The sequence below is a fragment of the Pseudomonas sp. PDM18 genome, from assembly GCF_014852585.1.
Taxonomy (GTDB): domain Bacteria; phylum Pseudomonadota; class Gammaproteobacteria; order Pseudomonadales; family Pseudomonadaceae; genus Pseudomonas.
The window spans coordinates 435426-453738 of the sequence record NZ_JACVBX010000002.1 but is presented as its reverse complement, the minus strand read 5'-3'; the positions used below and the strand labels follow the sequence as shown (position 1 = coordinate 453738).

The 18313-nt window shown below is 66.3% G+C and carries 16 protein-coding genes; 5 read left to right on the top strand and 11 right to left on the bottom strand.

Annotated features, from left to right (window positions below; translation table 11 throughout):
- Positions 1-19: 19 nt before the first annotated feature.
- The 3 genes from IB274_RS06840 to pqqF all read right to left on the bottom strand — a co-directional run bounded on the left by IB274_RS06840 (position 20) and on the right by pqqF (position 4311).
- Positions 20-457 (bottom strand): hypothetical protein, encoded by a 438-nt coding sequence (locus IB274_RS06840; protein ID WP_192431261.1) that lies wholly within the window; start codon positions 455-457, stop codon positions 20-22.
- 85 nt (positions 458-542) lie between these two features.
- A complete protein-coding gene (locus IB274_RS06835; protein ID WP_192431260.1) occupies positions 543-1730 on the bottom strand; it encodes a porin in 1188 nt (395 codons plus the stop codon).
- A gap of 289 nt (positions 1731-2019) precedes the next feature.
- On the bottom strand, positions 2020-4311 hold the full coding sequence (gene pqqF / locus IB274_RS06830) for a pyrroloquinoline quinone biosynthesis protein PqqF (protein ID WP_192431259.1): 2292 nt from the start codon (positions 4309-4311) through the stop codon (positions 2020-2022).
- 150 nt (positions 4312-4461) lie between these two features.
- Here pqqF and IB274_RS06825 point away from each other — a divergent pair, with 150 nt between their 5' ends.
- Positions 4462-4989, top strand: coding sequence for a cysteine hydrolase family protein (locus IB274_RS06825; RefSeq protein ID WP_192431258.1), 528 nt, complete (start codon positions 4462-4464; stop codon positions 4987-4989).
- 19 nt (positions 4990-5008) lie between these two features.
- Positions 5009-5929 (top strand): LysR family transcriptional regulator, encoded by a 921-nt coding sequence (locus IB274_RS06820; RefSeq protein WP_192431257.1) that lies wholly within the window; start codon positions 5009-5011, stop codon positions 5927-5929.
- A gap of 79 nt (positions 5930-6008) precedes the next feature.
- On the opposite strand, the gene IB274_RS06815 is transcribed toward IB274_RS06820, so the two are convergent.
- From IB274_RS06815 to IB274_RS06800, 4 genes are all read right to left on the bottom strand, one after another.
- On the bottom strand, positions 6009-7448 hold the full coding sequence (locus tag IB274_RS06815; RefSeq protein WP_192431256.1) for a short-chain fatty acid transporter: 1440 nt from the start codon (positions 7446-7448) through the stop codon (positions 6009-6011).
- A 252-nt stretch (positions 7449-7700) separates the two neighbouring features.
- Complete coding sequence (locus tag IB274_RS06810; protein WP_192431255.1) at positions 7701-8882, bottom strand: acetyl-CoA C-acetyltransferase; 1182 nt, start codon at positions 8880-8882, stop codon at positions 7701-7703.
- Between the two features lie 115 nt (positions 8883-8997).
- The gene (locus tag IB274_RS06805; protein ID WP_192431254.1) at positions 8998-9654 is read right to left on the bottom strand and encodes a CoA transferase subunit B; all 657 of its coding nucleotides are present in this window, start codon (positions 9652-9654) and stop codon (positions 8998-9000) included.
- A gap of 26 nt (positions 9655-9680) precedes the next feature.
- Positions 9681-10379 carry a CoA transferase subunit A gene (locus IB274_RS06800; protein WP_192431253.1) on the bottom strand — a complete coding sequence of 233 codons (699 nt, stop codon included), beginning with the start codon at positions 10377-10379 and terminating at the stop codon, positions 9681-9683.
- Between the two features lie 125 nt (positions 10380-10504).
- Between IB274_RS06800 and IB274_RS06795 the strand changes: the two genes are divergently transcribed.
- Positions 10505-11395 carry a LysR family transcriptional regulator gene (locus IB274_RS06795; RefSeq protein ID WP_192431252.1) on the top strand — a complete coding sequence of 297 codons (891 nt, stop codon included), beginning with the start codon at positions 10505-10507 and terminating at the stop codon, positions 11393-11395.
- Positions 11396-11513: 118 nt separating this feature from the next.
- Here IB274_RS06795 and IB274_RS06790 read toward each other — a convergent pair whose 3' ends face one another.
- Positions 11514-12245, bottom strand: a complete 732-nt coding sequence (locus tag IB274_RS06790) for an IclR family transcriptional regulator (protein ID WP_192431251.1) — start codon at positions 12243-12245, stop codon at positions 11514-11516.
- 99 nt (positions 12246-12344) lie between these two features.
- On the opposite strand from IB274_RS06790, the gene hmgA reads away from it, so the two are divergent.
- Together hmgA and fahA are read left to right on the top strand one after the other, a co-directional pair.
- Positions 12345-13637, top strand: a complete 1293-nt coding sequence (gene hmgA / locus IB274_RS06785; RefSeq protein ID WP_192431250.1) for a homogentisate 1,2-dioxygenase — start codon at positions 12345-12347, stop codon at positions 13635-13637.
- Between the two features lies 1 nt (position 13638).
- Entirely contained in the window at positions 13639-14943 is a 1305-nt protein-coding gene (gene fahA, locus IB274_RS06780) for a fumarylacetoacetase (RefSeq protein WP_192431249.1), read from the top strand.
- Between the two features lie 215 nt (positions 14944-15158).
- Here the strand turns inward: fahA and IB274_RS06775 are convergent, their stop codons facing one another.
- From IB274_RS06775 to feaR, 3 genes are all read right to left on the bottom strand, one after another.
- Complete coding sequence (locus tag IB274_RS06775) at positions 15159-16649, bottom strand: aldehyde dehydrogenase family protein (protein ID WP_192431248.1); 1491 nt, start codon at positions 16647-16649, stop codon at positions 15159-15161.
- Positions 16650-16665: 16 nt separating this feature from the next.
- Positions 16666-17070, bottom strand: coding sequence for a c-type cytochrome (locus tag IB274_RS06770; RefSeq protein ID WP_192431247.1), 405 nt, complete (start codon positions 17068-17070; stop codon positions 16666-16668).
- Positions 17071-17391: 321 nt separating this feature from the next.
- A complete protein-coding gene (gene feaR / locus IB274_RS06765) occupies positions 17392-18309 on the bottom strand; it encodes a transcriptional regulator FeaR (protein ID WP_192431246.1) in 918 nt (305 codons plus the stop codon).
- Between the last annotated feature and the right edge of the window lie 4 nt (positions 18310-18313).

Sequence of the window (18313 nt, the reverse complement as noted above, 5' to 3'; positions counted from 1 at the left end):
TACTTGGGTCGCGGCGGGTCTATCCGAAAGTAGCGGGATATCTGTAGGAGATTCCGTCAGTTCGTAGGGCAGCCGGCCAGAACAGCAACGTCAACACCAGCATCCCGGCATAGAAGCCCGTCTCCAGCGTCTCCGTCCACGGCTGAATCCTGCGCAGCGCGCCATAGATGTGCACCACTACCATCAATCCCGCCACCGCAGCCAGCACCTCGAAGGTGGTCGCCAGCGCCTCCCCGGTCAGCGCCGCGCGCAGCATCAACCCTTCGACGATGAGGATGAAGGCCCCCAGGCAACGCCCGAAATACACCGCAAGATCAGTGTGCTCCGGCAGTTGCCACTGCATCACCCTCGCCCACGACAAGGGCATCAGGAAGATGGGCAGGGCGAACACCAGGGTGGTGGCGATGGACAGAACCAGCAGGTAACTCTGCGCCTGCGCGCTCCACATTCCGATCATGACAAATCTTCCTTGAGAGCAAGAAAAAAGGCGGGCGACACACCGTGCCGACCCGCCGAATTGGAGCCAAAGGAGTTGGGGAGACTTACCAGTTGAGCACGGCGCCCACCGCGAAGGTGTCGGTGTCTTCGCTGACTGTGGAGCCCTTGCGGCCATCGATCTCGTAGACGTTGTACTCGGCCACCAGCTTCAGGTTGTCGTTGATGGTGCGGAAGTAAGCGATGCCCTTGGTGGAGTAGTCCGCCGCGCTGCCCAGGCCGTTGCCGTCGTCGCGGGTCTCGCCGGTGGACAGCGCCACACGGTTCTTGCCCCAGCTGTAGGAGCCCTGCAGCAGCACGCCGCGGCTGTCCACTTCACGCAGCGCGGCTTCGCCGGCGTTGTTGGTGAAGAACGGGTTGATGCCCTTGGCGGTAAAGCCCGAGCCGGTCAGCGAGAAGCCGCCCATCTTCGCCTGGAGGCCATAGCCCAGGCCCTTGGAGGTCACGCTGTCGACTTCGTCGTTGGTGTTCTTCGAGGTCTGGTAGGCGCCGTTGACCCAGCTGTAGATCTTCGCCCCGCCGACGTCGAACTGGTAGCTGATCTCGCTCTCGTAGCGCGGGTTGTCCTGGTAGGCCTTGTCGTCGAGGCCGTCGCTGGCGTCCTTGTCGATCTGGTTGGTGTCGATCGGGTCCATGATGCCCACCGCGACGTGCAGGCCGTCGACGAGGCTGTTGTTGCGGTAGGTGATCTGCGAGGTCGGGAACGGGTACGGGTAGCCGGTGCCGATGTTGCCGAATGACACGCCCTTGCCGTCCACCAGGCCCAGGGTATCGCTGGAATTGCCGAAGCCGGCGAGCAGTTCGTCGAGGAAGATGTTGGAGCGCGAGAACAGGCCGAAGTCCTTGCCGATCAGCACCTCGCCCCAGTCACCGGCGACGTTGCCGTAGAACTGGCGGACGTCGATGGCAGTATCGGTGCCGTCCTGCTCGCTGTCGTTGATGGTCACCCAGAAAGAGGAACGCCCGGTGAGGGTCAGTCCGTCGATCTTCTTGCCGAAGTTGAAGCCGATGTAGTTGGGCAGGAAGCCCATCTTCACCCGCGACTGGCGGCGGTCGTAGGTTTCGCCGTTGCGGTCGACATCGCTGTTCACATAGAAGGCGTTGAAGTAGCCGTCGGTGGAGAAGGTGGTGTCGTCCTTGTCGTACAGGGTGATATCTGCGCAAGCCGGGCCGGCCAGGGTGGCGAGTGCCAGCGGCAGCAGCTGGCGGCGGACGGCGATCTTGTTCTTGTTCATGGCGCTCTCCGGGTGGGGGATCGACTGCGGCTCAGTCGTGTCGGAGGCGATTATCGAAACGCCAGGGGCCTTGCCATACGCTGCTTTGGCCCTGGTTCCGCAGGTCTTGCAGGCGTCTTGCGGGAGCGCTGCGCAAGGCTCTGCGACCATCGCTACCTCGGGCGCGCGGCAATGGTCGAGGGTAGTCGCGACCACCGGGCAGCTACCTTGGGCCAGCACACCCGACGTAAGGCAAAAGTCGGCCGTGGCACCACCTTGCGGACGGCACCCCGGGTCGAAAGTATGAGGATCAGGCGCGGCTGAGCAGCAGCCAGTGACCGCCCTGGGCAGAGCTGAGCGTCGAATGCGCGGCGCGCAGGTCGGTGGCGCAGAGATTGCCGAGCGCCTGGACCATGGCCTCGCGGTGCGACGACGCGACGCCGGCCAGCTGGTCGTTCCAGGCCTGATGCAGGCGCTCGGCGAAGTCGCCCGGCGCGCGCGCCAGCTCGGCGACCAGCGGAGCGCACAGGCTGTCGACTCGTTGCGGGTCGATCCGCAACAGGGCCTCGCCCTGGCGGTAGAGGAAGCTGTCGACCTCGGCCTGCAACTCCACCGCCGACAGCAACGGCGACTGCACCGCGAAGAGAATGCCGCGGCGCATACCCACCTGTCGGAAACCGCAGTAAAGCGCATAGGCCAGCTGCCGCTCACCGCGCAGCCAGTGGAAGAAGGCCGGTTCCAGCACGCGGGCCAGTAAGCGCCACGCGGCTTCATCCGCCGCCGCGCGCGACGCCAGCGGGCAGTACAGCAACAGCGCCGCTTCGCCCGGCAGCTCCAGCACCTGGCGATGCCGCCCGGCCGGGCCGCTGCGCGGCGGCAACGCGCTGGTGGTGGAATAGCCCGCAAGGGTGTCCGGCAGCTCAATGCCGTGGGTCAGGTCGTCCCAATGGGCGGCCGACCAGTCCGGTGAGGCGTCACTGTCCCCGGCCAGCATCTGTGGAAGCAGGTCGAGCAATTGGCGGATCGGCATTTCCCCTTCGCGCCGACGGCGCTCCGCTGCGTGCAGCCGCGCGCCCTGCCCCAGCACAGCGGCGGCAGGATGCTGAAGCGCATGGATCGCGCACTCAGCCAGCTCGGCAAGGTGGTTTTTCGCCCCCGACAGCATCAGCGTCCAGTCACTTTCCATGGCCTCCAGGCGCAGGCTGGTGCCCTCGTGCCGCGCCGCGCCCGCCAAGGGGCGCAGCGCCTGCCGGGCGCAAAGGAATGCCTGTCGGCCGGGTGTCTGCGGGAAGCGCCAGCGCAGGTAAAGAGCAGCGGGGTCGCCTTCGAAGGCCGATTGCGTCGGGGTGAACGCCCATGGCTCGCCCCGCAGCGCTTCAATGCTGCGCTGCGGGCTGCGGGCGACGTCGAGGATGAAGCCGGCCGAGGTCAGGGACTCGCCGATGACCGATTCGCAGGCGAGCAGGCGGATCATGCGCGATGTCACCAGTTGGCCCAGCCAAGCCGATGGATTGGCGCTTCCCGCGCGGCGCAGCAACTGCTCCAGGACACCCGTTGGCTCATCGACTGGAGCGGCGGCGTAGATGTCCACCGGCAGCTTGCGCAGCGCCTCCAGCCAGGAGAGGAAGGCCGACTCCACGAGATCGGCGGTGGCGGCTTCGGCCAGTTCGAAATCGAACCGCAGCAAAGCCTGGCCATTGGCGAAGCGGCTTAGTCGCGCACGGGCGCTGTCGGCGAGGCCGTTCTGCCCCAGGCAGGCCAGCAGCGATCCGGGCGCCTCGTCGGCCAGCCAGCCCTGCAACTGTTCCAGCAGTGCACCACCCTCGCCCGCCATGCCGTCCAGGGCGAAGGCCAGGACCAGTCGCGGCGCACCGGGCAGACGCAGCTTCAGTTCCTGGCCGGTCAAGGGCAGCAGGGATTCTGCGCAGGTGGACTCGGCCAGCGCGCCGGGTGGGAAAACGGCGGCTTCACACTCGACCAGCGCCGCCAACTCATCCAGCGATTGCGGCCCTTGCAGCCAGAGTTCCAGCGCACCGCCAGCCTGGCAGGAGCGGATGAAATCACGCAGCGCCTGCTGGAACGCGGCGCTGTCCACCTTGAGGCTGTCGCGCCGGCCCGCCACGAAGCGTCCCAGCGAATGCCCCGGCGCCACTGCCAGGGCCAGGGCGGCATCGATCAGGGTGTCGGGATCGCGGCTGCGGGCGAGGAATTCGGCTTCCAGCACTTCGCGCTCGGCGACCTGCACCGCTTCGTCCAGCCACGGCCGCGCCAGCATGTCCACCAGCCGCGCCAGCCCGTCACCCAGATCGTCGGCCGGCACCTCGAAGAAGTAATCCGTCTGCCGCGCGCGGGTGCCGGCGTTGAGTCGCCCGCCGCGAGCCTGCACCCAGGGCATCAGCCGTTCACCTTCGACGAAGCGCTCGCCACAGAGGAACAGCAGGTGCTCGACGAAATGCGCAAGGCCGGGGAAGGCCTGCGGCTCGTCGTGGCTGCCACGGGCGATCCGCAACAGTGCGGCGGCGCGGCTGGCGCCAGGGGCCTGGACGACGGTGGCGCGCAGGCCGTTGGCGAGGGTCAGGGTCTTGGCGGGAAGGTTGTTCATCGGCATCCGGTCCGGTTCGTGAAAGTCACCTTCGCCGCTGCAGCAGAAAAGGGAAATACGGCTTTGGCAGCAACGGCTTGCCGACATTGGCCAGCGGCACCGGGCCAGCTACCATTCCCTCCTCCCCTCGAGCCTCGGAAATTTCTCGCCATGAGCACCGCCCTGCTGATCATCGACGTCCAGTCCGACCTGTGTACCGGCGACTACGCCTGCTTCGACATCGACAATGTGCTGCAGCGCATCAATGGCCTGAGTCGCGCGGCGCGTGAGGCCGGCGTGCCGGTGGTGCTGGTGCAGCACGAGGACGATGACCTGCAGTATGGCAGCGCCGGCTGGCAGCTGGAAACGCGCCTGCTCACCGACAGTGCGGATCTCAAGGTGCGCAAGACCACCCCGGACTCCTTCCTGCGCACCGACCTCGCCGACCTGCTGCAAGCGCGAGGCATCGATCATCTGGTGGTCTGCGGCCTGCAGAGCGACTACTGCGTCGACACCACCACCCGCCGCGCCCTCGCCCAAGGCTATGCGGTGACGCTGGTGGGCGATGCCCACTCCACCGTCGACAATGCCGTGCTCAGCGCCGCGCAGATCAGCGCGCACCACAACGCGGTACTGGGCAGCATCAGCAGCTTCGGCAAGCGCGCACGGGTCGTCCCTGCCGCCGACGTGCAGTTCTGAGGCACATGAGGAGATCGCCATGAACTTCGACTGGAACGACATCCCGATCCTCCTCGCCCTCGCCCGCCACGGCAGCATGAGCGCCGCCGGGCGCGCGCTGGGCGTCGACCCCTCGACCATGAGCCGGCGCCTGGTGGCGGCGGAAAGCGCGCTGCAGACCCGCCTGTTCATCCGCGACAACGCGGGCTACAAGGCCACCGATGCCGGTACGGCCTTTCTCGGCTATGCCGAGCGCATCCTCGGTGACGTGCAGAGCATGCTGCTGGAAACCCGCAACGAAGCCAGCGCCATCAGCGGCTCGGTGCGCATCACTGCGGTGGACTTCCTCTTCAGCCACTGGCTGGTGCAGCACATGCCGCAACTGGCGCGCACCTATCCCAACCTGCAACTGCAGCTGATCCCGGCGAACCGTGCGCTATCCTTTACCCGCCGCGAGGCCGACTTCGCCCTGCGCCTGGCACGCCCGGCCGAAGACGCCGCGCTGGTAATGCGTAAGGTCGCCGACATCGGTTTCGCCATCTACGCCGCCACGCCCTTCGCCCAGGTGCCGCCTGAGCAATGGCCGCAGCAGCCCTGGCTGGGCTACGGCGAAGACCTCGATGACACGCCGGAGATGTGCTGGCTGCGCCGATTCGTCCCCGATGCCAATTTTGCCCTGCGCGCGAGCAGCGTGACCACGCTGATCCACGCCTGCGAAAGCGGCCTGGGCATGGCGCTGCTGCCCTGCTTCCTCGGCGAGCGCGAAGGGCTGGTGCGCCTCTCCGGCGCGGTGGTCGTGCGGGAAATCTGGCTGCTCGCCCACCGCGACGCCGGCCGCATCGGCCGCTTCCAGGCGGTCAGCGACTGGCTGCGCGAAGTGTTCGACCAGGACGCCGCGCAGCTCAGCGGCGAGCACCTGGACGGCCGCGCGCTCGGCGCAGTGGGCGTCAGCCGGGGCTGATCGCATCCCGCATCCCAAAGAAAAAAGCCCGGATGTCGCGAGACAACCGGGCTTTTTGCCGTAGGGGCCGAAGGCGTGGTTACGGCTGGACCGGCGGGAGGTACTGCAGGGTGGTGCCCAGCGCCCAGAGCAGGAACAGCACCAGGGGCACGTGGACCAGCAGCTGGACGAAGCTGAAGCCGATCAGGTCGCGGGCTTTCAGGCCCAGTACGCCCAGCAGCGGCAGCATGTAGAACGGGTTGATCAGGTTCGGCAGCGCCTCGGCGGCGTTGTAGATCTGCACCGCCCAGCCCAGGTGGTACTGCAGCTCGTTGGCCACCTGCATCACGTAGGGCGCCTCGATGATCCATTTGCCGCCACCAGACGGGATGAAGAAGCCCAGCACCGCCGAGTAAACGCCCATCAGCAGCGCATAGGTGTCGTGGGAAGCGATCTGCACGAAGAAGGTAGAAATGTGGTGGGCGATGGTCGAGCCGTCGCCGCCCTTCACCGTGGTGAGGATCGCCGCGATGGAACCGTACAGCGGGAACTGGATCAGCACACCGGTGGTGGTCGGCACGGCGCGCGCCACGGCGTCGAGGAAGTTGCGCGGGCGCCAGTGCAGCAGCGCACCCACCATGAGGAACAGCAGGTTGTAGGTGTTCAGCCCGGAGATAGCGGTGATCGCCGGCTTGGTGCTGAACTCATGGACCAGCCAGCCGGCGGCCAGGGCGACCAGCATCAGGATCAGCAGCGGGCTGTGTTCCAGCCATTCGCCGGGGCGGGTCACCTTCGGCGCACTCGGCGGGGTGAAGCTGACGTCCACACCGCAGGCCTTGGCGTCACGGGCGCTGGCCGCGCCAGGAGCGGTCATGTAGGCGATGACCAGCGACACCAGCACCAGGGCCAGCAACATGACGCCGGACTGCCAGAGGAAGATGGTCTCGGTGAACGGGATGACGCCGGTGATCGCCAGGATCGACGGCGGCAGGCTGGCCGGGTTGGCCTGCAGCTGCGCGGCCGACGACGACAGGCCCAGCGCCCAGACGGCGCCCAGGCCCAAGTAGGCGGCGGCGCCGGCGGCGCGGTAGTCCATCTTCAGGTCTTCGCGACGGGCCAGGGCGCGCACCAGCAGGCCGCCGAACACCAGGGACAGGCCCCAGTTGAGCAGCGAGGCAACCATGGAAATGACCGCGACCCAGGCAACCGCCGAGCGGCCGTTCTTCGGCACGCGGGCGAACAGGTCGATGAGCTTGGAGGCCGGGCCGGAGCTGGCGACCACATAGCCGCCGATGACCACGAAGGCCATCTGCATGGTGAACGGAATCAGGCTCCAGAAGCCGTCACCGAAGGCCTTGGCGGTTTCGGTGGCCGGCGCGCCGATGGCCAGCGCGGCAACGCTGACGATCAGCACCGCGAGCGCGGCGAAGACCCAGGAGTCGGGGAACCAGCGCTCGGCCCAGTTGGAACAAGCCATGGCGAAGCGCGCCGAGCGGCTGTCCTGAACGGCCGTGCCGGGGGTATGCACGTGGGAAGTCATAATGGTCTACCTCGTTGTTCTTGTAATGGTTCATCGTCGAACGGGGCTTGTGGCAATGCCCGTTCTGGAATGAAAAACCGCCCGGCCTGCGTGGGGCCGAGCGGTGACGCAAGGGTTTGCCGGCGCCGGGGGACGCCGAAAAACCGCGGCAGGATGTTCGTCTGTCGGTGTGCCCACCTACCATCCCGCCTGCCGGTACGACATGGCTACATGCCGGCCGGCGCTCGCCAATCAATCGTTGGTCGGATGGCCTCAGTCGCGCACGAGGGCCATCGCCACACCCTGGCCGCCGCCGATGCAGAGGGTCGCCAGACCCTTCTTCGCATCACGGCGGAGCATTTCGTGAAGCAGCGTCACCAGCACACGGGCGCCCGAGGCGCCGATCGGGTGGCCGAGGGCGACGGCGCCGCCGTTGACGTTGACCTTCTCGGCGTTCCAGCCCAGCTCCTTGCCGACCGACAGGGCCTGCGCGGCGAAGGCTTCGTTGGCCTCGATCAGCTCGACTTCATCGAGGTTCCAGCCGGCCTTTTCCAGGCAGAGACGGGTCGCGGTCACCGGGGCGATGCCCATGATCGACGGGTCGACGCCGCTGCTCGCATAGGCTTGGATGCGCGCCAGAACCGGGAGGTTCAGACTGCGTGCGCGTTCGGCGCTCATCAGCAGCACTGCAGCGGCACCATCGTTGAGGGTGGACGCGTTACCGGCGGTGACGGTGCCGTCCTTCTTGAAGGCCGGCTTGAGCTTGCCCAGGGATTCGGCGGTGGTGCCGGCGCGCGGCTGTTCATCGGTGTCGAAGGACAGCGGATCGCCCTTGCGCTGGGGAATCAGCACCGGGGTGATCTCGTCCTTGAAGCGGCCAGCCTCGATGGCCGAGGCGGCTTTCAGCTGGGACTGCGCGGCGAAGGCGTCCTGCGCCTCGCGGCTGATGCCGAACTTCTCGGCCAGGTTCTCGGCGGTGATGCCCATGTGGTAGTCGTTGAAGGCGTCGATCAGGCCGTCGCGCAGCAGGGTGTCCTGCAGCTCGGCGTGGCCCATGCGCAGGCCGGTACGCGCCTTGGGCAGCACGTAGGGCGCGAGGCTCATGCTCTCCTGGCCGCCGGCGATGATGGCGTCGGCATCACCGCAGCGGATCGCCTGGACGCCCAGGAACAGCGCCTTCAGGCCCGAGCCGCAGAGCTTGTTGATGGTCATCGACGGCACTTCCACCGGCAGGCCGGCGCCGATGGCGGCCTGGCGCGCGGGGTTCTGTCCGGCGCCAGCGGTGAGCACCTGGCCGAGGATGACTTCGTCGATCTGGTCCGGCTTCACACCGCTGCGTTCGAGCAGCGAGCGGATGACCAGGCTGCCCAGTTCATGGGCGGGTATGTTCGCCAGGCTGCCCTGGAAGGCGCCGATGGCGGTGCGGGTGGCGGCAACAATGACTACGTCTTGCATGATTTCACTCCAAAGCTGGCCTTTGCCCTTGTAGGAGCGAGCTTGCTCGCGAACGCTCTTGCCCCGGAGTCCGGGAAGGTTCGCGAGCAAGCTCGCTCCTACAGGGAGAATGGGATCAGAAGGTCATTTCCTTCACATCGTCCGGCACGATCAGCCGGCCGGCGGTCTTCTCGGCGATCTCGGCGACGCTGACGCCCGGCGCGGTCTCGCGCAGGATGAATGCGCCGTCCTCGATCTCCAGGTAGGCCAGGTCGGTGAGCACCTTGCGGATGCAGCCGGCACCGGTCAGCGGCAGCGAGCAGCGCTCCAGCAGCTTGGATTCGCCGTCCTTGGAGGCGTGGGTCATGGTCACGATGATGTTGTCCGCGCCGGCCACGAGGTCCATGGCGCCGCCCATGCCTTTCACCAGCTTGCCGGGGATCATCCAGGAGGCGATGTTGCCCTGTACATCCACCTCGAAGGCACCAAGCACGGTGAGGTCGACGTGGCCGCCACGGATCATCGCGAAGGATTCGGCGGAGGAGAAAATCGACGCGCCCTTCACGGCGGTCACGGTCTGCTTGCCGGCGTTGATCATGTCGGCGTCTACCGTGTCTTCGGTGGGGAACGCGCCCATGCCGAGCAGGCCGTTCTCCGATTGCAACATCACGTCCATGCCCTCGGGCACGTAGTTGGCGACCAGGGTCGGGATGCCGATACCCAGGTTCACGTAGAAGCCGTCCTGCAGCTCGCGCGCCACGCGCTGAGCCATCTGTTCGCGGGTCAATGCCATCTTCTTGTCTCTCTTGTCCGGTGGGCTCAGGAACGTACGGTGCGTTTTTCGATACGTTTTTCGAAGGAGCCTTGAATGATGCGGTCGACGTAGATGCCGGGAGTGTGAATCTGGGTCGGGTCCAGTTCACCCGGCTCGACGATTTCCTCCACCTCGACGACCGTGATGCGGCCTGCGGTGGCGACTACCGGATTGAAGTTCTGCGCGGTGTGGCGATAGATGACGTTGCCGTAGTGGTCGGCCTTCCAGCCTTTGACAATGGCGAAGTCGCCGGTGATGGCGCGCTCCATCACGTAGTGACGGCCATCGAACTCGCGCACTTCCTTACCATCGGCGACCGGAGTGCCGTAGCCGGTGGCGGTGAAGAAGGCCGGGATGCCGGCGCCGCCGGCGCGGAGTTTTTCCGCCAGGGTGCCCTGCGGGGTCAGTTCGACCTCCAGTTCACCGGACAGCAGCTGCTGCTCGAACAGCGCGTTCTCGCCAACGTAGGAGGCGATCATCTTGCGGATCTGGCGGTCTTCCAACAGCACGCCGAGGCCGAAGCCGTCGATGCCGCAGTTGTTGGAGACCACGGTCAGGCCCTTCACGCCCAGCTTGCGGATGTGCGCGATGAGGTTTTCCGGGATACCGCAGATGCCGAAACCGCCCGCCAGTACCGTCATGTCGTCGGTGAGCCCGGCGAGGGCTTCCTCGTAGCTGCCTACACGCTTGTCGAGTCCTGCCATGTTGCTGCTGCCTCTTGTATTTGGAATGTCCGACCAGCCGGTCAGAGAGCGATTGCAGCTTCACCGCCCAAGACTGATTTGTTAAGTTTGTTTTTCCAATCGATTAATCTGGTTTGCTTATTAATATGACCGTCAAGCAACTGCGCGCCTTTCTCGCCGTCGCCCAGACCCTCAGCTTCGCCCAGGCCTGCGAGCGCCTGCACTTGTCGCAACCGGCGCTGAGCCTGGCGATCAAGAGCCTGGAAGAGTCCCTCGGCGGCCAGTTGCTGGTCCGCACCACGCGCAGCGTGGCGCTGACGCCAGAGGGCGAGACGCTGCTGCCCCTGGCGCGCCGGCTGCTGGCGGACTGGGACAACGCTGAGGAAGTGATGCACCAGCACTTCACTCTGCAACTGGGCAAGGTTTCCATCGCCGCCATGCCCTCCTTCGCCGGCAACCTGCTGCCCGCCGTGCTGCGCACCTTCCGCGACCGCCACCCGAAGGTGAACGTGGCGGTGCACGACGTGATCAACGAGCAGGTGCTGGAGATGGTGCGCAACCATCGGGTGGAACTGGGCATCGCCCTGGAGCCGGACAGCCTCGATGGGCTGACATTCACGCCTTTCTACACCGACCGTTTCGTCGCGGTGCTGCCGGCGGATTCAGCGTTGGCGAATGAATCCCGGATCACCTGGGAGCAGTTGCTGGAAGACCATTTCATCACCCTGCAGCGCCCTTCGGCCGTACGTCTGCTGCTGGAAGACCGGCTGCAGGGGCGACTGCCGGTGGCGTTCGAAAGCCACCAGTTGGTGACCGTGGGCCGGATGGTGGCCGAAGGACTGGGCGTGAGCGCCGTGCCGCGCCTGTGCCGGCAGCAGATGGAAGAACTGGGGGCGCGTTGCGTGGCGCTCGACGAACCGCGTATCGAGCGCCGGGTGGGGCTGTTCTGCCTGGCGCAGCACCAGCTCTCCAGCGCCGCACAGGCGCTGAGTGATGTGCTGGTGAAAGGCACGGATTGGGCGGGGATGGAGAAGTAATTGTAGGAGCGAGCTTGCTCGCGAACCGCCCCCGCTGCGGAGCTGTTCGTGAGCCGGCTCCCCCCTGAAGGGAGAGGGCTGGGGAGAGGGCACGCCCGAGCACCGAAGCCTCAGACAGTCAAACCTCTCCGCCCATCCGCAAACTCACCTCCCGTGCCATCCCCAGCAGCGCCCGCGCCGCCTCCCCTTGAGGCTCGGCGGCAAAGCTCGCCTCAGAACCCACCACGGTAATCACTCCAGCCAGCTCCCGCCCGGTCTTGAACAGCGGCACCGACAGCGCATTCACCCCCGGCATCAAAAGACCATGGATCGCATACAGGCCTTCGCTGCGAATGCCTTCCAGCACCGCCAGATCAGCGCCCTCCTCCAGCCCATCCTTGTAGGCCGCGAACACCAGCCCGGTGGACGAACCGTGCAGCGGCAGCACGGAGCCGACCTGGGTCACCAACGTGACCATCCCCTGCGCCGGCTCGACCTGCACCACCGTCGGCCCGTGGCTGCCCCAGATGGCGAGGAAGCAGGTCTGCCCCAGCACATCGCGCAACTCCGCCAACACCGGGCTCGCAACCTTCACAACGTCCAGCCGACGAATCGCCGCCAGGCCGACATACAGGGCCTCACGCCCCAGGCCGTAATGGTTGGTCAGCGGGTCCTGCTCGGCGAAGCCGCTGGCAATCAGCGCCTGCAGGTAGCGGTGGACCTTGGCCGCCGGCATGTCCAGATACTCACCCAAGGCCTTGAGCGAAGTGCTCGGCGCGAGGTCCGCCAGGGCCTTGAGTATCTGCGTGCCAACTTCGGCGGATTGCACTTTCGCTCCCTTCGTCGGGACGGAGTCTTCGGCGTCGTTCATGGTCTTCAACTTAAAGGAGCTCCCAGACGGACTTGACGTCCTGTCGACACGAAATTACGTTAATCGTAATTCAATTACGATAACAAGAGAAAATCCACCATGACCGCCTCTCCTGCCTACCAATCCGGATTCGGCAACGAATTCGCCAGCGAGGCCCTGCCAGGCGCCCTGCCCGTGGGCATGAACTCGCCGCAGCACGTGCCGCTGGGGCTTTACGCCGAGCAGTTCTCCGGCACCGCCTTCACCGTCCCGCGCAGCGAGGCGCGGCGTACCTGGATGTACCGCATCCGGCCGTCGGCCGCGCACCCGCGCTTCGAGCGCCTGGAGCGGCAGATCACCGGCACCGCCCTCGGCCCGGTCACGCCCAACCGCCTGCGCTGGAACAGCTTCGCGACGCCCGAGGAGCCTACCGACTTCGTCGACGGCCTGCTATGCATGGCCGCCAACGCCGAAGCCGAGGCCTGCAGCGGCGTCAGCCTATACGCCTACCGCGCCAACACCTCGATGCGCCGGGTGTTCTTCAACGCCGATGGCGAACTGCTGATCGTGCCCCAGGCCGGCCGCCTGCGCCTTGTCACCGAGCTGGGCGTGCTGGAGCTGGAGCCGCTGGAGATCGCCGTGATCCCCCGCGGCATGCGCCTGCGCGTCGAACTGCTGGACGCCGAAGCCGCCGGCTATGTGGCGGAAAACCACGGTGCCGCCCTGCGCCTGCCCGACCTCGGCCCCATCGGCAGCAATGGTCTCGCCAATGCCCGCGACTTTCTCGCCCCGGTGGCGCACTACGAGGACGTAGATGGCCCGGTTCAGTTAGTGCAGAAGTTCCTCGGCGAGCTCTGGGCCACCCAGCTCGACCACTCGCCGCTGGACGTGGTCGCCTGGCACGGCAATAACGTGCCGTACAAGTACGACCTGCGCCGCTTCAACACCATCGGCTCGATCAGCTACGACCACCCGGACCCGTCCATCTTCACCGTGCTGACCTCGCCCAGCGACACCCACGGCATGGCCAACATGGATTTCGTGATCTTCCCGCCGCGCTGGATGGTGGCCGAAAGCACCTTCCGTCCGCCGTGGTTCCACCGCAACCTGATGAACGAATTCATGGGCCTGATCCAGGGCGTGTACGACGCCAAGGCCGACGGTTTCGTCCCCGGCGGCGCCTCGCTGCACAACTGCATGAGCGCCCACGGCCCGGACAACGCCACTACCGCGCAGGCGATTGCCGCCGACCTCAAACCCCACAAGATCGACAAGACCATGGCCTTCATGTTCGAGACCGGCCGCGTGCTGCGCCCCAGCCGATTCGCCCTCGACTGCCCGCAGCTGCAGCGTGACTACGACAGCTGCTGGAGCGGCATGCAGAAGACCTTCGACCTGTCCCAGGAGCAGTAACATGAGCGCCGCCCACAACGCACAAAGCTGGATCGAATCGGCCAACGGCCACCCGGACTTCCCCCTGCAGAACCTGCCGCTGGGAGTATTCAGCCCGCCGGGCGACTCGCCCCGTGGCGGCGTCGCCATCGGTGACTACATCTTCGACCTGAAGACTGCCTGCGAAGCCGGCCTGTTCCACGGCGCCGCGCACCAGGCCGCGCTGGTGGCCAGTGGCGACAGCCTCAATGCTTTCTTCGCCGCCGGCCCCACCGCGCGTCGCACCCTGCGCGACGCGCTGATCCACCTGCTCAGCGAAGGGTGTGGCGAACAGAAGCGCATGGAAGCCCTGGGCGCCGCGCTGCTCAAACCCCAGGCTGCGTGCCGCATGCACCTGCCGGCCAAGGTGGGCGACTACACCGATTTCTACGTCGGCATCCACCATGCGCAGAACGTCGGCAAGCTGTTCCGCCCGGACAACCCGCTGCTGCCCAACTACAAATACGTACCCATCGGTTACCACGGCCGCGCCTCCACCATCGTGCCTTCGGGCACCGAAGTGCGCCGCCCAAACGGCCAGACCCTGCCGGCCGGCCTCGACGTACCGGTGTTCGGCCCCTGCGCGCGGATGGACCTGGAGCTGGAACTGGGCATCTGGATCGGCCAGGGCAATGACCAGGGCAAGGCCATCCCGATCAACGCCGCCTCCGGCCACATCGCCGGCTTCTGCCTGCTCAACGACTGGTCCGCGCGCGACGTGCAGGCCTGGGAATACCAGCCGCTGGGCCCGTTCCTGTCGAAGAGCTTCGCCACCACGGTCTCGCCCTGGGTGGTCACCTCCGAGGCGCTGGAGCCTTTTCGCGTCGCCCAGCCGGCCCGCCCGGAAGGCGACCCGCAGCCGCTGCCGTACCTTTACGACGAAGGCGACCAGCAGCGCGGCGCACTGGATATAGAGCTGGAAGTCCTGCTGCATACCGCGCGCATGCGCCACGAGCATCAGGGCCCGGAGCGCATCGCCCTGAGCAACACGCTGAACATGTACTGGACCGTCGCGCAGATGGTGGCGCACCACAGCGTCAACGGCTGCCGCCTGCAAGCGGGCGACCTGTTCGGCTCCGGCACCCTTTCCGGGGAAACCCCGGAAAGCTTCGGTAGCCTGCTGGAAATGACCTTTGGTGGAAAGCAGCCGGTAATACTGGCCAACGGTGAGGAACGGCGCTTCCTCGAAGATGGCGACGAGATCATCCTGCGCGCCCGCTGCCGCCGCGAGGGGTACGCGTCCATTGGCTTCGGCGAGTGCCGCGGGCGGATTCTGCCGGCGCACTGAGGCCGTCGACCGTAGGGCGGATAACGCGCCAGCGTTATCCGCCCTACGCCTCTGAGTTTGCTCTTCGTAGGAGCGAGCTTGCTCGCGAACAGCCGATGACAATGCGGCTGGGCGGTTCGCGAGCAAGCTCGCTCCTACAAGTTGCCGCTGAATTCCGCGCAAAAAAACGGGCCCGAAGGCCCGCTGCTAAACGAGGGTGTTGCTCTCTCTATCAATCAATGCGCGATGCACACCGACTTGATCTCGGTATAGGCCTCGACCACGGCGCGGCCGAACTCGCGGCCCATACCCGACTGCTTGACACCGCCGAAGGGCATGCTCGGGTCCAGCAGCACGTGCGCGTTGACCCACACGGTGCCGGACTCGATGCGCGGAACCATGTTCATTGCCTTGGACAGGTCGTTGGTCCACAGGCTCGCGCCGAGGCCGTATTCGCTGTCGTTGGCCATGGCGATGGCCTCGTCGTCCTCGTCGAACGGCAGGACTGCCAGCACCGGACCGAACACTTCGTCACGGGCCACGGCCATCTGCATGGTCACATCGGCCAGCACGGTGGGCTGCACGTAGAAGCCGCTGCCACCGACCTGCTCCCCACCGCAGACGATACGCGCGCCCTGCTCGCCGGCACGGGCGATGTGGTCGAGCACGCTGCGCTGCTGCTTGGCGGAAACCAGCGGATTGATCTGCGCGGTCGGGTCCATGCCCTCGCCCAGGCTCATGCTGGCCACGGCGGCGGCCAGTTTCTCGACGAACTCGTCGTAGCGCGAGCGGTGCACGTAGAAGCGCGAAGCCGCGGCGCAGACCTGGCCGTTGTTGAGCAGGCCGCCCAGCAACGCGCCCTGCACGGCGTTGTCGATGTTGGCGTCGGCCAGCACGATCATCGGGTTCTTGCCGCCCAGTTCCAGGGCGAAGCGGGTCATGTTCTGCACGGCTGCCACGCCAACGCTGCGACCCACCGCGGTGGAACCGGTGAAGGAGACCTTGTTGACCAGCTTGTGGCTGGCCAGGCCGCCACCAATGCGCGGACCGTCGCCGGTCACCAGGTTGAACACGCCGGCCGGCACACCGGCCTCGAAGGCCAGTTCGGCCAGGCGCAGGGCGGTCAGCGGGGTTTCCGAGGCCGGCTTGATCACCACGCTGTTGCCGGTGGCAAGCGCCGGGATCAGCTTCCACACGGCGATCATCAGCGGGAAGTTCCAGGGCACGATGCCGGCCACCACACCCAGCGGCTCGCGGCGGGTGTAGGCGGTGAACTTGGCGCCAGGCGGCAGCGGGATGGAGACGTTCAGCGACTGTCCTTCGATCTTGGTCGCCCAGCCGGCCATGTAGCGCATGAATTCGACAGTGGCGCCGACATCCAGCATGCGCGAGATGTTGATCGACTTGCCCTGGCTGAGGGTTTCCAGCTGGGCGAGTTCCTCGCCATTGGCTTCCACCAGGTCGGCGAAGCGCAGCAGGATGCGCTCGCGGTCGGCCGGGCGCAGATCAGCCCAGACGCGGGACATGTAGGCCGCCTGGGCGGATTTCACGGCGCGGTCGAGAAGGTCCGTATCGATGTCGGCGACGCTGGAGATCGCCTCGCCGGTAGCCGGATTCAGCACGTCGGTGCGGGCGCCCTCGGGCACCACCCAGGCGCCGTCGATGAAGCAGCCATGCTTGCGCTGCAGGAAGGCCGTGACCTTGGGCAGAGTCTGTGTGACGTTCATGGTCTCTCCTGATTGATCAGTGCTGCTGGCTCAGCCAGCAGGTGAGCGCCCGCCGCTCGGCCGCATCGGCCAGGCCTGCGAAGGGCATGTAGGTTCCGGGCACTGCGGCCTGGGGCTGGCTGACGAAGGCGTCGAGGTTGTCGCGCGACCAGGCCGCGCCCTTGCCTTTCATCGCCTGGGAATAGCTGAAGCCGGCGAGCGAACCGGCCATGCGGCCGACCACGCCATGCAGGTTGGGGCCCATCATGCCGGGGCCGTCGGCTTTGGCGGTGTGGCAGATCGAGCATTCGCGGGCGAAGACGGTTTCGCCCTGCTGGGCGTCGTTCGCCGGGCAGTCACCGGCGAACGCCAGGACCGGTTGCAGCAGCGCACCGGCCAGGAGCAGGCCGAAGGCGCGGAATCGGAGCTTGTTGCGGAACATCGGGGAATCACCTTCGAGTACAACTTGCGGCCGAATGGCGCGCGTCATCGAAGGTGATTGTTGCCAGCGGCGTCGGGGAGGGTCTTTTCCTCTGTGCCAGACGTGTTGGCGGGAGTGCCAGGATGGCGTTCAGGTGATGAGGGTCATGGTTCCGGAGCGTTCGCGAGCAAGCTCGCTCCTACAGCCTCCGGATACGCCGCAGCCGCTCTTCGTAGGAGCGAGCTTGCTCGCGAACCCGCCTGGCGTATGAGCCGGCAACAGGCAGCGATACCCATCAATCAGCGGCACACAGCCGCCAGGTATCGCCATCCACCAAAAGAATCAGTTGGCGTAACGCTTGCGGTACTCGCCCGGCGACACCCCGAAGCGGCCCTTGAAGGCCGTGGAGAAGTAGCTCGAATCGGAGAAGCCCCAGGCATAACCGAGCGCCGACAGCTTCTGCTCGAACTGGGCGTTGCGCAGGGTCTCGGCGCAGAAGTCCAGGCGGCGGTTCTTGATGTACTGCGCCACCACCAGGCCCTTCTTGGCGAACATGCGGTACAGGCCGCGCACCGAGATGCCTACCTCACGGGCGATCAGCTCGGGGCAGAGCTCTTCGGCGCCGATATGCTGGTCGATGAAGACTGTGGCCTTGCGGAACATGCGCTCGTGGTTGTCCTGCTCGACGTCCTGGCTGGCCAGTGCGGGGCGCAGCAGCGTCACCAGGGCGTCCAGGGTCGCCTCGCTCTCCAGCATGCCGAGGCTTTCCTGCTGGCTGGTCTCGACGATCAGGCGGTTGGCGAGCACGGCAATCGGCGAGCTGGCGGGGATCTTCGATGCGCAGGTCACTTCCGACATACGCAGGCCACGCTCGATCACCTGGCGCGGCAGGATCAGCGAGAGCTGCCGGGATTCCTCCAGGTAGGTCATGTCGCTGGGGCGGCTGGCGTCGATCAGGCTGATGTCGCCACGCGACAGTTCCACGCGGTTGTCGCCCTGCTCCAGGCGCGAGCGCCCTTCGAGCTGGAACACCGCGTAATAATGCCCGCCGGCACTGGCGCCGACTTCCTTGCTGGTCCGGTACAGATGCACCTGAGCCATGTCGACCACGGAAAGCTTGATCGCACCGCCCTGGTATTCGCGCAACCGTCCATGGAACTGGGGGCCGAGAGTGCGCGCATCGAAACGACCGCACGCCCGGTTGACCTGTCCCAGCCACGCCTCGAAAGCGTCATCCCTCAATGTCGATGAAGAATTCATGACC

What these genes read in the sequence shown, in the direction of transcription:
- IB274_RS06840 (WP_192431261.1), bottom strand. Translation starts at nt 457, where the DNA reads ATGATCGGAATGTGGAGCGCGCAGGCGCAGAGTTACCTGCTGGTTCTG.
- IB274_RS06835 (WP_192431260.1), bottom strand. Translation starts at nt 1,730, where the DNA reads ATGAACAAGAACAAGATCGCCGTCCGCCGCCAGCTGCTGCCGCTGGCA.
- pqqF (WP_192431259.1), bottom strand. Translation starts at nt 4,311, where the DNA reads ATGAACAACCTTCCCGCCAAGACCCTGACCCTCGCCAACGGCCTGCGC.
- IB274_RS06825 (WP_192431258.1), top strand. Translation starts at nt 4,462, where the DNA reads ATGAGCACCGCCCTGCTGATCATCGACGTCCAGTCCGACCTGTGTACC.
- IB274_RS06820 (WP_192431257.1), top strand. Translation starts at nt 5,009, where the DNA reads ATGAACTTCGACTGGAACGACATCCCGATCCTCCTCGCCCTCGCCCGC.
- IB274_RS06815 (WP_192431256.1), bottom strand. Translation starts at nt 7,448, where the DNA reads ATGACTTCCCACGTGCATACCCCCGGCACGGCCGTTCAGGACAGCCGC.
- IB274_RS06810 (WP_192431255.1), bottom strand. Translation starts at nt 8,882, where the DNA reads ATGCAAGACGTAGTCATTGTTGCCGCCACCCGCACCGCCATCGGCGCC.
- IB274_RS06805 (WP_192431254.1), bottom strand. Translation starts at nt 9,654, where the DNA reads ATGGCATTGACCCGCGAACAGATGGCTCAGCGCGTGGCGCGCGAGCTG.
- IB274_RS06800 (WP_192431253.1), bottom strand. Translation starts at nt 10,379, where the DNA reads ATGGCAGGACTCGACAAGCGTGTAGGCAGCTACGAGGAAGCCCTCGCC.
- IB274_RS06795 (WP_192431252.1), top strand. Translation starts at nt 10,505, where the DNA reads ATGACCGTCAAGCAACTGCGCGCCTTTCTCGCCGTCGCCCAGACCCTC.
- IB274_RS06790 (WP_192431251.1), bottom strand. Translation starts at nt 12,245, where the DNA reads ATGAACGACGCCGAAGACTCCGTCCCGACGAAGGGAGCGAAAGTGCAA.
- hmgA (WP_192431250.1), top strand. Translation starts at nt 12,345, where the DNA reads ATGACCGCCTCTCCTGCCTACCAATCCGGATTCGGCAACGAATTCGCC.
- fahA (WP_192431249.1), top strand. Translation starts at nt 13,639, where the DNA reads ATGAGCGCCGCCCACAACGCACAAAGCTGGATCGAATCGGCCAACGGC.
- IB274_RS06775 (WP_192431248.1), bottom strand. Translation starts at nt 16,649, where the DNA reads ATGAACGTCACACAGACTCTGCCCAAGGTCACGGCCTTCCTGCAGCGC.
- IB274_RS06770 (WP_192431247.1), bottom strand. Translation starts at nt 17,070, where the DNA reads ATGTTCCGCAACAAGCTCCGATTCCGCGCCTTCGGCCTGCTCCTGGCC.
- feaR (WP_192431246.1), bottom strand. Translation starts at nt 18,309, where the DNA reads ATGAATTCTTCATCGACATTGAGGGATGACGCTTTCGAGGCGTGGCTG.